Genomic DNA, 12402 nt, shown 5'->3' on the forward strand with positions numbered 1-12402 from the left:
TCATCCTCCCGTGCGCGGGTTGAGGGCATCGCGCAGGCCATCGCCGAGCAGGTTGAAGCCGACGGCAACGATTGCGATTGCCAGGCTCGGCCAGATCAGGATGCCGGCGCTGATATGCATGTATTGGCGCGCTTCGGAGATCATCAGTCCCCATTCCGTTGCCGGCGGCTGGGCACCGAGCCCGAGAAAACTCAGCGTCGCGAACAGCATCACCGCGAAGGAAATCCGGATGGTCGTCTCGACGATGATCGGGGCGATGACGTTGGGCAGCATTTCGCGCAGGATGATATAGGACGAGCTTTCGCCGCGGGCGATTGCCGCGCTGACATAGTCCTGCTTGCGGATGGAAAGGGCGACGCTGCGAGTAATGCGCGCCATGCCGGGCGCAAAGGCGACGGCGACCGCCACCAGCGCATTGACGCTGCCGGAGCCGAGCAGATTGACGATCAGAAGCGCGAACAGAAGGTTCGGGATCGACATCACCGCATCGATCGTGCGCATGATAATCTCGTCGGCGCGACCTCCCAGATAGGCGGACACGGTGCCGATGAAGGCGCCGGCAAAGGTTCCGGCGAGCGTGGCGACCACCGCCGTGATCACCGTTGCGCGGGCGCCGATCAGAAGGCGGCTGAGAATATCGCGGCCATATTGATCCGTTCCGAGCAGAAAGGTCATGCTCGGCCCCTTGTAGCGGGCAAGGATCGACATGGCTTCGGGATCGCGCGGCGCAAGCCATGGGCCGAAGACGACGACAATGAACACCAGAATGATGAGGATCAGACCGGTGGCGCCCTGCGGTGTGCGCAACAGCCGCTTGAGAAGCTCAACCATATTGGATCCTCTTGTCGAGCCAGGCATAGAGAAGGTCGGCGGCGAAATTGACGATGGAATAGGTGGCCGCCATGAGCAGGACACCGGCCTGGATAGAAGGCAGGTCGCGCGTCTGGATGGCGACGATCAACTGCCGCCCGATGCCGGGAATGGCGAAGATCTCTTCGACGACGATGATGCCGCCGAGTAGATAGCCGACATCGAGCGCGACGACGGTAATGGTCGGCAGCAGAGCGTTGCGCAGGGCGTGGCCGAACAGAACGCGTGAACCGGAGAGGCCCTTCAGCCGCGCCGCGCGGATGTAGTCGGTGTGCAGCACATCCACGAGCTCCGAACGGACCATGCGCGAGACATGCGCGATGAGGATGATGGAGATGACGCAGACTGGCAGCGCCAGATGCGCGAGGCCATCGAGAAAATTCTCGGTGAGCGGCACGTAGCCCGTCGCAGGCAGCCATTTCAGCCAGTCGGAGACGACCAGCACCGCGACCGTTGCCGTCACGAATTCTGGCAAGGAAACGCCGGCATAGGACACAAGGCTCACCAGCATGTCGGTCAGGCGACCGCGCCGCATTGCGGCGATAACACCGAGCGGAATGGCCAGCACCAGCATCAGGCTGATCGACAGGCAGGCGAGAAGCAGGGACCGTCCCAGCGCTTCGAACATCACGGGGGCGATCGGCTGGCCGGTGCGCAGCGAATGGCCGAAATCGCCATGCAGGACACCACCCAGCCAATGGAGATATTGTAGCCAGACAGGGTCGTTCAGACCCATCTGCTGGCGCAGGGCGTCGAGTGCCTGGGCGGTGGCGTTTTCGCCCAGCATCATCACGGCGGCATCGGCCGGCAGAACCTGGGTAATGGCGAAGACGACGAGCGACACGACGAAGAGCGTGTAGACGATCATCAATAGTCGCTTGATGAGATAATGCGGTGACAAGGGCTTGTTCCCTGGCGTTCCTGTGGTGGGCTGCGGATTGTGCGGCCGACCTTTGATCTGCGTTGCGCGCCGGAAAACGACGCGCAACGCCTATATTGGCTTCGAGCTTAAGCGAGATCAGCTCCGCTTCGGCGCCTTGTCGGTCAGGGCGGTGTAATCGAGGCGGAAGACGGATGCACGCGGATGGACTTCAAAGCCCGAGACCCAGTCGCGCTTGGCCGCGAGCACGTCGAAGAAGACCGGGATGATGGAGGGGACTTCCTCGTTCATCAGCTTTTGCGCTTCCGCATAGAGCGCCTTGCGCTTGGCCTCGTCGGTGATCCCGCGTGCTTCGTTGACGACCTTGTCGAAGGCCGCGTTGTTCCAGCGCGTCTCGTTCCAGGCTGCGTCGGACGTGTAGAGAAGCTTGAAGATGGCATCGGCCGTCGGCTGCATGTTGTAGAAGCCGACATAGAAGCTGCCCTTCTTCCAGACCTGATCGAGATAGGTGGCGTGCGGCATCGTCTGGACATTGATCCTGATGCCGGCTTCCTTGGCCATTTCGCGGAGCGCGACGGCAAGCTGCGTCCGCTGGCTTGGCTTGTCGGAAGCGATCAGAGTGGCTTCGAACCCGTCGGGATAGCCCGCTTCGGTGAGCAGCTTCTTTGCTTCCTCGATATTGGCCTGGCGCAGCGGCAGGTCCGTGTAGAAGTGATAGGAGGAATTCAGTGGCGTGTCGTTGCCCGGCGTTCCGAAGCCTTCGGTGACGAAATCGACCATAGCCTGCCGGTCGACGGTCAGCGCCAGGGCACGCCGGACACGCGGATCGTTGAACGGCTTGGTGTCGCAGCCGAAATTGATGTTGCAGAACTGGCCGGACGGAATGCGCAACGCATTGACGCCCTGGGCGTCCTTCATGCGCATAAACTCGGTGGGCTGGACCGTGGAGACGACGTCAATGTCGCCGGCCAGAAGCGCTGAGGTCTGCGCCGATGTATCCGGGAAAACCCGGATTTCCACGCGGTCGAGATAGGGGCGCTTCGGATCGTAATAGTCCGGATTGCGTTCGACGACGATCAGGCGGTCGGGCTCATAGGATACGAGCTTGAAGGGGCCGGTGCCGTTCGCCGTGGTCGAGAGCTTCTTGAAATCTCCGGTCGCAATCGAGGCCGGAATGATGCGGGCTACCGTATAGGCCATGGCGACCGGGAAGTCGGCATAGGGACCGGAGAGCTTGAAGACGGTGGTCAGAGGGTCGGCGGCCGTGACATCGGCGATCGGGCCGACATTGTTGCGGGCCGGTGACGCATTGTTCGGGTTGAGGATCGCCTTGAAGGTCTCGACGACATCGGTCGCGGTGAAGAGCGTGCCGTCATGGAATTTCACACCTGCGCGGAGCTTGAACGTCCATTCGGTCAGCGCATCGTTGGCGCTCCAGGATTCGGCAAGGTCCGGCTCGATGGTCATGTCGACCTTCAGCCGCGTCAGGTTGCTGTAGAGCAACTCGGTGACCATGTATTCCGGATTGACGCGGGTGAGAAGCGGATGGATCACGCTTGCCGCCTGATCGACGGAGATCCGCAAGGTTCCTCCCCTGGTGGGCGTGGCGGCTTGAGCAAGGCCGAGAGACGGTGCTGTCAGCAGCGCTGCCGTTCCGGCCAGAAAATAACGTCGGTTCAACTTCAGCATCTGGTGTTCCCCTTATTTTGACGCAGAGTATTCAGGAATGAGATCGGCGGAAAAATCACGCGCGAGATAGGCGAGAATGCTTTTCGCCAGCGCGATGATATCCGTCGTTGTCGTATGTTCTTCCGGGCTGTGGATGCAGCTTTCGGGACGGCCAAGCCCGCCGAGCAGTACCTCCTGCATGACACCCGCCTGTTGCACGTAACCGAAATCCGAGCAGCTCGCGGCGCCCCATTTGCTGAAGTCGGAAGGCTGGTAGCCGAAGCCGAGGCTCAATGCCTTCTGCCAGCGCGGCCAATGGGGACCATCCGGGTCCGCCGTCGGGATCAGATGGCCGACGAGATCGATGTCGAAGCCAAGGCCCGGCGTTTGCGCCACGCAGGCGCGCACCAGATCCTCGATCTCTGCACGAGCTGCTTCGTAGCTTTCCTCGGGGGCATAGCGGCGGCTGACGAGGATCTTGATCTCGGCCGCGACCTGTCCGCCCGAGGTGCCGCCGTTGACGGCGGATATCGACAGTTGCGGCCGCAACGGGCCGTTTGCATGTGACGGCGGGGGCAGCGCGGATTCAAACGCGGCGACTTTCGGCTTCAGTGCCTGCAATGCATTGAGGAGGGGAAGGGCGCCCTCGATGGCGTTGATGCCCGAACCGGTGCGATTGCCTTCGCCGGCATGAACGGCATGCCCCTTGATGGTGATCTGTAGATTAAAGACACCGAAGCAGCCGGCCCAGATGCGCGGCGCGGCAGAGCCGTTGAAATTGATGATGTGTCCCTTCAGCATGCCCTGCTCGGCGAGGTAACGGATGCCGGGATAGAGCCCGCCTTCCTCGTCCGTGCAAAGCAGCAGCATGGGATCGTAGGCAAGCTCGACGCCGCATTCTTCAGCTGCGCGAAGCGCAAGCAGGGTTGCGGCAATCGTTCCCTTCATGTCGGCGGCACCCAGCCCGAAAAGCTGGCCTCCCTCGCGCGTCAGGCGCAGCGGATGACGCTGCCAGCCGGGAGACACGGGAACTGTATCGACATGATAATAGAGGCCGCAGGTCGGCTTGTTTGCCGGACGCTCGGCGATGAGGTTGACGCGCTCTCCACAAGCCGGGCCATTGGCGACGCGCCATAGCTCGTCCGGCACCGTCACGCGCCTGGTGTGAAAGCCCAGAGGTGCCAGCAGTTCTTCCATCAGGTCCGCGAAGGCGGGATAGCCCATGCCGGGCGGAAAGGAGGTGTCGATGGCAATCATCCGCGCCAGATCCTCGACCGCTTTTTCGACATCGCGTTCGATTGCCGCCAAGGCGTTTGCAAATGATATCGACTGGGGTGATAAGGCTTGATTGCTCACGTTGAGTTCCGAAAAGATGCGCGGAATGGAGGTTTGCTCTGCTCTCGTATTCATATAAACTATATAGTAATGATGCTTCCTCGCCTTCCGCGAGTCAACTCCAAATAAGAGGCAATTAATTGCGCGAAATGCCCAATTTTTTAGCAGACACATCGCGAGCGTCGGAGTTTTCCCTGCCGCTTTACGAGGTCGTCAAACGACAGATCACGGAAGCGATCATGATGGGCAAATGGCCGGCCGGGACCATCCTGCCGAGCGAGATCGCGCTGTCGCAGATGTTCGGAGTGGCGGTCGGCACCATTCGGCGGGCTTTAGCGGATCTGACCAATGAAGGATTGCTGAGCCGCCGGCGCAAGACGGGAACGGTGGTGACGGGGCGCACACCGCAGCACAGCCTGCGGTTCTTCTTTCAGTATTTCCGCCTTCACGGCCTCGACGGCTCACTGCAGAATTCCACCTCGGAAATTCTGTCGCTCGAGAAGCGCCTGGCCAACCAGGACGAGAGCGCGAGCCTGCAACTGGAAAGCCCGACGGAGGTGATCACTTTTCACCGCCTGCGCAGCGTCGGGGGCGTGCCGGTCATGCACGAGGTCATCACCCTTCCGGCGCACTTGCTGCCAGCTTTCCCCGAAAAGAAAGAGGACATTCCCGCGCTGCTCTATTTGTTTCTTCTCGATCGCTACGGCATCCGCATTTCCGCGGTTCGCGAACAGATCGCGGCAACGCTTGCGACGGAAGACGATGCCCGCCTGCTGAAGCTCACTCTGCCGGATGCGGTGCTGACGATCGATGAGGTGTCCTACGATCAGTCCGCCGCCCCGGTCCTTGTCGCGCGCCATCGGGCGACGACGAGAAGCCACCGCTATGTGCATGAGGTGCAGTAGGGCGGAAAGGGTTGGTCACGCAGCGCACGCCATATTCGTCCGTTACATGGCGAGATAGGCTTGGCGAATATCCTCGCGGCTTTCGAGCTCGGCAATGGTGCCGGAATATCGGATCCCGCCCTTTTCCAGAATATAGGCGCGGTCGGATATCAGCCGGGCGAAATGCAAGTTTTGTTCCGAGAGCAGGATGGACAATCCCTCGCGCTTCATCGTGACAATCGCCTCCGCCATCTGCTCGACGATCTTGGGCGCCAGCCCTTCGGATGGTTCATCAAGCAGGATCAGATGGGGATTGCCCATGAGCGTGCGGCCGATCGTCAGCATCTGCTGCTCACCGCCGCTCATGTTGCCGGCCGGTCTCTTGCGCATGCCGCCAAGGTTCGGGAAGATCTCGTAGATGCGCTCGGGCGTCCACACCGCGCGATGGTCCCGCACCGCCTGCCGCCCGACTTCGAGATTTTCCTCCACCGTCAGTCCAGTGAAGATGCGCCGATCTTCCGGCACATAGCCGAGCCCCCTGCGGGCGATGTCGAAGGGAGGAAGCCTGGAAATATCCTCGCCGCGAAACCGGACTTCACCCTGCTTCGACGTCAGCAGACTCATGATCGACTTGAAGGTCGTCGATTTGCCGGCGCCGTTGCGGCCAAGCAGGGCGACCACTTCGCCTTCGGCAACCTGCAGCTCCACGTCGAACAGGATATGGGCGGGTCCGTACCAGCTATTGAGACGCGATACTTCCAGCATCAGCCCTCCGATCTGTTGGCGTAAAGCAGGCCGGAGCCGAGATAGACGGCCTGGACGTCGGGATTGGTCCGGATCGCTTCGGGAGATCCTTCCGCGATAATCGCGCTGCGATTGAGCACGAGGATCCGCGACGCATGTTCGAAGACGATATCCATGTCATGCTCGGTGAAGAGAACGCCGATCTGTCTTTCCTCGACGATCCGGGCGGTCAGCTTCATCAGCTCGATGCGCTCCCGAGGGGCCATGCCGGCGGCGGGCTCATCCATCAGCAACAGCTTCGGATCGCCCGCCAGGGCGATGGCAAGCTCCAGCCGCTTGACGTCGCCATAGGGAAGTTCGCGACAGGGGCGATCGGCTTGGTCGCCGAGACCGATCAGGCCGATCAGCTCTTCGGCCTCCCGGCGGAATTTGCGGTCCAACCGTCCGAAGAAGCCGGTCCATCCGGAAAGATGTCCGGCATGGGACAGAATCGCCACCTGCACATTTTCACGAACTGTCATCGACAGATAGACTTCCGCGATCTGGAATGTCCTGCCGACGCCGAGGCGGAAGATCCGGGCGGGTGAAAGACCGGATGTGTTGACCCCGTCGAGAATGACGGATCCGGCATCGGGCCTGATCTGCCCGTTCAACATGTTGAAGCAGGTGCTTTTTCCGGCGCCGTTCGGGCCGATCAGCGCCATCAGCTCTCCGCGAACGAGTGAAAAGGAGACGTCGGTTACCGCCTTGACGCCCTGATAGCTCTTGCTCAGATGCGATACCGACAGAAGCGGCTGGCTCATGGCGCATCCCCCATCTTGGCGAGCGGCTGCGAAAGGGTTTGCGGAAGGATTGTTTGTTGCTGCTTGCGGGCTCCGAAGACGCGGCTAAGCGTGCCGACGATCCCCTCCGGAAAGGCGACGACGAGAAGGATGATGAGGCCGCCGAGGATCATGCGGGAGAGATCGGTATTACTCATCAGCCAGATGGAGGCCGTCTTGTAGACGATCGCGCCGACGATGCCGCCCGATACCGTGCCGAAGCCGCCAAGCAGGACCATGACGAGCCCGTCGATCGACATCGGAATGCCGAGCACCTCGGGAAAGATGCTTCCCTTCTGAAATGCCAGGAGCGAGCCGGCAAGCCCGGCAAAGAAGGCCGAGACGACGAATGCCGTATGCTGAACGGTGCGGCGTGGAATGCCGGTTGCCGCCGCGCGTTGCGGCGAATCCCTGAGGGCTCTCAGGGCATGACCAAACGGCGCAAAGGTCAGGTAGCGAATACAGCCGACCGACAGCACAGCTGCCGCTAGCGCCAACCAATAGAAGGCCTTGGCTCCGCTTGCCCAGTCAGACGGCCAGACACCGACAATGCCGTTGTCGCCGCCGGTGACGTCGACCCATTGGTAGGCGATCGACCAGAAGATCTGCGCGAAGGCCAGCGTGAGCATGGCGAAATAGATGTTGGACAGCCGGACGCAGAACCACCCCGAGACGAGGGATATGGCGGCCGCAACGACCGGCCCGATGACGAGAGCAAGTTCCATCGGCGCTCCGAGCCACTGGACCGACAGCGCCGCCCCATAGGCGCCGAGGCCGAGGCTTGCGGCATGGCCAAAGGAGTCCAGCCCGCCCACCGACATCATGAACTGAAGGCTGGTGGCGAAGATCACGGCGATCAGGACTTCGCTCGCGACCCCGAGGCCGTAATTGCCGAGCACCAGCGGCAACAGGACCGCGCCAAGGATGAGTAGACCGGCGGCGGCGCGGCTGCGTGGACCAAGCGGTTGCCATGTCGTCCTTGCCGCATAGCCGGCGCGGGAAGGGGGCAGCGGCTTGCCGAAGAAGCCCCAGGGACGCAGGACAAGAACGACCGCCATCACCACGAACATCAGCACGAGGGAAATGCCCGGAAATACCAGGATGCCGAAGGCGTTCAGCTCCGAAACGACGATGGCGGCCAGAAAGGCGCCGCCGATGCTGCCGAGCCCGCCGATCACCACCACCACGAAAACCTCGGTGATGATCGACAGATCCATGAAATGCGTAACGGCATCGCGCGGGATCTGCAGGCCGCCACCGAAGGCGGCGAGGAAGACGCCGAGCGCGAAGACGCCGGTGAAAAGCCACTTCTGGTTCACGCCAAGCGCGCTGACCATGTCGCGGTCCTGGGTGGCGGCGCGCACCAGAATGCCCCAGCGCGAACGGTGCAGCAGCAGCCACAGCATGCCGAGAACGGCGGGTCCAAGCGCGATGAGCACGAGATCATAGGCTGGAAAGGGTCGGCCGAGGATCTGGATGGCGCCGGACAGCCCGGGTGCCCGTGGCCCGACCAGATCTTCCGGTCCCCAGATCAGCCGCACGCCGTCCTCGACGACGAGCGTGACGCCGAAGGTAGCCAGAAGCTGCAACAGTTCGGGCGCGCGGTAGATGCGGCGCAGCAGCAGGATTTCCAGCAGGCCGCCGCAGACCGCGACGATCGCGGCGGAAACAAGCAGTGCTGCCCAGAAGCCGAAGGCGCTCTCCCAGCGGGTCGTCAGGCTATAGGCGATATAGGCGCCGAGCATATAGAAGGCGCCATGGGCGAAATTGACGATGCGTGTCACGCCGAAGATCAGCGACAGCCCGGACGCGACCAGAAACAGCGAGGCGGCGTTTGAGAGCCCGGTCAGGAACTGCAGAATATAAAGGTCCAACGGAGGCTCCCTGCCCATTCAACAAGGGTGGCATTCGATCAATGGAGCGAATGCCGGCTCGATAGCGTGTCCATCCTGCCGGCGGGAGAGTATGAAATCCCGACCGCCGGCTTTTGACGGTGCAGCTAGGGGCGGAGCTTGGCGGCGTCGGCCTCACTCGGCAGGAAGTCGTTGCCGCTATGGTACTGGAAATCGACCATCACGCCTTTTCCATCCTTGAGAGCGGTCTTGCCGATGAAAGCGCCGAGCGTTGATTGATGGTCCGCGGCACGATAGGTGATCGGGCCGAACGGCGTGTCGACCGAAATACCCTTGGCGGCGGCAATCAGCGCGTCCGTATCCGTCGACTTGGCCTTGGTCAGGATCGCGGCCATCGACTTCACCAGCGCGTAGCCGACCACCGAGCCGAGGCGTGGATAGTCGTTGTAGCGCTTCTGGTAAGCGTCGAGGAAAGCCTTATGCGCTGGTGTGTCGACGGAATACCAAGGGTAGCCGGTGACGATCCATCCTTCCGGCGTATCGGTCTTCAGCGGATCGAGATATTCCGGCTCGCCGGTCAGGAAGGAAACCACAGAGCGGCCCTTGAAGAGATCGCGGGTCGTGCCTTCGCGTATCAGCTTCACCAGATCGGCGCCAAACTCGACGTTGAGGATCGCATCCGGCTTGGCGGCCTCGATGGCCTGCGCCACGGAGCCGGCGTCGATCTTACCCTGGGGCGGCCATTGCTCGCCGACGAACTCGACGTCCGGCCGGGCCTTCTGGAGCAATTCCTTGAACACCGCCACGGCGCTCTGTCCGTATTCATAGTTCGGCGCGATGGTCGCCCAGCGCTTCGCCGGCAGCTTGGCGGCTTCCTGCGCGAGCATGGCGGCTTGCACATAGTTCGGCGGGCGCAGGCGGAAGGTATAGTCGTTCCCCTTCGACCAGATCATCGCGTCGGTCAGCGGCTCTCCGGCCAGGTAGAAGACCTTCTTTTGCTTGGCGAAATCGGCAACGGCCATACCGACATTCGAGAAGAAGGAGCCGGAGATCATCACCACCCCTTCCTTTGCAACCAGCTCGTTCGCGGCCGTCAGTGCGTCGCCGGGCTTGCCGCCGTCATCCTTGGAAATGATTACCAGCGTGTCGCCGTTGATGCCGCCGGCCGCATTGATCTCGTCAAGCGCCAGCTGCCAGCCCTTCTTGTAGGGATCGGTAAAAGCAGGAAGGGCGGAATAGCTATTGATCTCGCCGACCTTGATCTCGCCAGCCATCGCCTGTGTCCCGGCCGCCAGACAAAGGGCCGTACCCATAATCGCAAAAAGTCCTCTCATTTCCGTCCTCTCTGGATTGATCTGTTTTGATTCTTGTTATTACGGCACGTCATCGGCGGCATCGAATTTCGAGCGCGTGCAATCGCGATCCATAGTGTGTCGCCTGAGGGTATGATCTGGTGTGTTCACTATAAATGCAAGGTCTTTCTCTGTGTATTCTTTAGGCAAAATTGCATGAAAATCCAGTATTCCTGGCTTGCCAATCGGTCGGAGAACGTGGAAATTCGCGTGTACACACTAATCTTGGCAATGGATGGCTGATGTGAAGCACGATAGGCCGGATACGGACGACTACGATGTCACGCAGCAGGTGGGCCATCTGCTGCGCAGGGTGTATCAACGGCATCTTTCGATCTTTCAGGAAAACGCCTCCGACCCCAATCTGACCTCCGTCCAGTTCGTCACCCTCTGCGCGCTTCGCGATCACGGGCCGAGTTCCCAGACCGAACTCGTCAAGGCCACGGCCGTCGATCAGGGCACGATCCGGGGCATCATCGAACGGCTGTCCGCGCGGGGGCTGATCACAACCTCGGGGGACGAGCAGGACGGACGCAAGATCATCATGTCCCTGACGCCGGTCGCGGAACAGCTGCTGGAGGAGATGATACCGGCGGCCCGCCTCATCAGCGAGCTGACTATGGCCGACCTCAATCCCGCCGAACGAGTGGCCCTGCTTTATCTGCTCCGCCGCATCCTGAACTACCATGATGACAGATCATCGAGCGCGCCAGAGAAACAGGCAGGCGAGAAATAGGCCGGCAGGAGATGCTATCGCTCGACAGCATCTCTCTTTTTTGGCTATTCGGCCTCAGTTCGAAAAGGCGGCGATGCCGGTGATGGCACGGCCGAGGATGAGGGCGTGGATGTCGTGGGTGCCCTCGTAGGTGTTGACCACTTCGAGGTTGACGAGATGGCGGGCGATGCCGAACTCGTCGGATATGCCGTTGCCGCCGAGCATGTCGCGGGCAGCACGGGCAATATCGAGCGCCTTGCCGCAGCTGTTGCGCTTCAGGATCGAGGTCAGCTCGACAGGCGGATGGCCGTCTTCCTTCATGCGGCCGAGACGTAGGCAGCCCTGAAGCCCCAGCGTGATCTCGGTCACCATGTCGGCGAGCTTCTTCTGGATCAGCTGATTGGCGGCCAGCGGCCGGTCGAACTGCTTGCGGTCGAGCACATATTGTCGCGCCTTGGCGTAGCAATCCTCGGCAGCACCCAGCGCACCCCAGGCAATGCCGAAGCGCGCCGAGTTCAGGCAGGTGAACGGGCCCTTCAAGCCGGAGGCGTTGGGCAGCAGATTCTCTTCCGGCACGAAGACGTTGTCCATAACGACTTCGCCGGTGATCGAGGCGCGCAGGCCCACCTTGCCGTGAATGGCGGGCGCGGACAGTCCCTTCCAGCCCTTCTCTAGGATAAAGCCACGGATGACACCATCCTCGGTCTTGCCCCAGACGACGAAGACATCGGCGATCGGCGCATTGGAGATCCAGGTCTTGGCGCCGGTGAGGCTATAGCCGCCATCGACCTTCTTCGCCCGTGTTACCATCGAGCCGGGGTCGGAACCGTGGTTCGGCTCTGTCAGGCCGAAGCAGCCGATCCATTCGCCGGTGGCCAGCTTGGGCAGGTATTTCTGCTTCTGCGCTTCCGAGCCGAAGGCATCGATCGGCACCATGACGAGGGAGGACTGCACGCTCATCATCGAGCGATAGCCACTGTCGACGCGCTCCACTTCGCGGGCGATCAGGCCATAGGCGACATAGCCGAGGCCGGCGCCGCCATATTCGGGGGCAATGGTCGGCCCGAGCAGGCCGAGTTCGCCCATCTCGCGGAAGATCGAAGGATCGGTCTTCTCATGGCGGAAAGCGTCGAGCACGCGGGGCGCCAGCTTCTCCTGCGCATAGGCATGGGCGGTGTCCAGCACCATGCGTTCGTCATCGTTCAGCTGATCCACCAGCCGGAACGGATCGGCCCAGTCGAATATCTCGCGGCTCATGCTCTCGTCTCCCAATTCTCTCT

11 protein-coding genes are annotated in these 12402 nt (G+C 61.6%); 2 read left to right on the forward strand and 9 right to left on the reverse strand.

Translation table 11 applies throughout. The features are described from left to right. From AC1RO0_RS27300 to AC1RO0_RS27315, 4 genes are all read right to left on the reverse strand, one after another. On the reverse strand, window positions 1-831 hold the full coding sequence (locus AC1RO0_RS27300; protein ID WP_498595690.1) for an ABC transporter permease: 831 nt from the start codon (window positions 829-831) through the stop codon (window positions 1-3). Next, a complete protein-coding gene (locus tag AC1RO0_RS27305) occupies window positions 824-1771 on the reverse strand; it encodes an ABC transporter permease (protein WP_498595691.1) in 948 nt (315 codons plus the stop codon). Before AC1RO0_RS27305 ends, AC1RO0_RS27300 begins: the two co-directional genes overlap by 8 nt. Before the next feature lie 117 nt (window positions 1772-1888). Continuing rightward, on the reverse strand, window positions 1889-3439 hold the full coding sequence (locus tag AC1RO0_RS27310) for an ABC transporter substrate-binding protein (RefSeq protein ID WP_498595692.1): 1551 nt from the start codon (window positions 3437-3439) through the stop codon (window positions 1889-1891). A 12-nt stretch (window positions 3440-3451) separates the two neighbouring features. Then, on the reverse strand, window positions 3452-4774 hold the full coding sequence (locus AC1RO0_RS27315) for a M20 family metallopeptidase (protein ID WP_498595693.1): 1323 nt from the start codon (window positions 4772-4774) through the stop codon (window positions 3452-3454). Between the two features lie 128 nt (window positions 4775-4902). Between AC1RO0_RS27315 and AC1RO0_RS27320 the strand changes: the two genes are divergently transcribed. Then, window positions 4903-5658, forward strand: a complete 756-nt coding sequence (locus tag AC1RO0_RS27320; protein ID WP_498595694.1) for a GntR family transcriptional regulator — start codon at window positions 4903-4905, stop codon at window positions 5656-5658. 42 nt (window positions 5659-5700) lie between these two features. On the opposite strand, the gene AC1RO0_RS27325 is transcribed toward AC1RO0_RS27320, so the two are convergent. The 4 genes from AC1RO0_RS27325 to AC1RO0_RS27340 all read right to left on the reverse strand — a co-directional run bounded on the left by AC1RO0_RS27325 (window position 5701) and on the right by AC1RO0_RS27340 (window position 10389). Then, complete coding sequence (locus tag AC1RO0_RS27325; RefSeq protein ID WP_498595744.1) at window positions 5701-6405, reverse strand: ABC transporter ATP-binding protein; 705 nt, start codon at window positions 6403-6405, stop codon at window positions 5701-5703. Further along, a complete protein-coding gene (locus tag AC1RO0_RS27330) occupies window positions 6402-7184 on the reverse strand; it encodes an ABC transporter ATP-binding protein (protein WP_498595695.1) in 783 nt (260 codons plus the stop codon). Before AC1RO0_RS27330 ends, AC1RO0_RS27325 begins: the two co-directional genes overlap by 4 nt. Beyond that, on the reverse strand, window positions 7181-9094 hold the full coding sequence (locus AC1RO0_RS27335; protein ID WP_498595696.1) for an ABC transporter permease: 1914 nt from the start codon (window positions 9092-9094) through the stop codon (window positions 7181-7183). The genes AC1RO0_RS27330 and AC1RO0_RS27335 overlap by 4 nt, the downstream gene beginning before the upstream one ends. Before the next feature lie 107 nt (window positions 9095-9201). Next, window positions 9202-10389 (reverse strand): ABC transporter substrate-binding protein, encoded by a 1188-nt coding sequence (locus tag AC1RO0_RS27340; RefSeq protein ID WP_498595697.1) that lies wholly within the window; start codon window positions 10387-10389, stop codon window positions 9202-9204. Between the two features lie 253 nt (window positions 10390-10642). Here AC1RO0_RS27340 and AC1RO0_RS27345 point away from each other — a divergent pair, with 253 nt between their 5' ends. Further along, window positions 10643-11143 (forward strand): MarR family winged helix-turn-helix transcriptional regulator, encoded by a 501-nt coding sequence (locus tag AC1RO0_RS27345; RefSeq protein WP_498595698.1) that lies wholly within the window; start codon window positions 10643-10645, stop codon window positions 11141-11143. A gap of 54 nt (window positions 11144-11197) precedes the next feature. Here the strand turns inward: AC1RO0_RS27345 and AC1RO0_RS27350 are convergent, their stop codons facing one another. Then, entirely contained in the window at window positions 11198-12379 is a 1182-nt protein-coding gene (locus tag AC1RO0_RS27350; RefSeq protein ID WP_498595699.1) for an acyl-CoA dehydrogenase, read from the reverse strand. Window positions 12380-12402: the final 23 nt, after the last annotated feature.

The organism is Rhizobium sp. GW821-FHT14E12 (assembly GCF_058803745.1).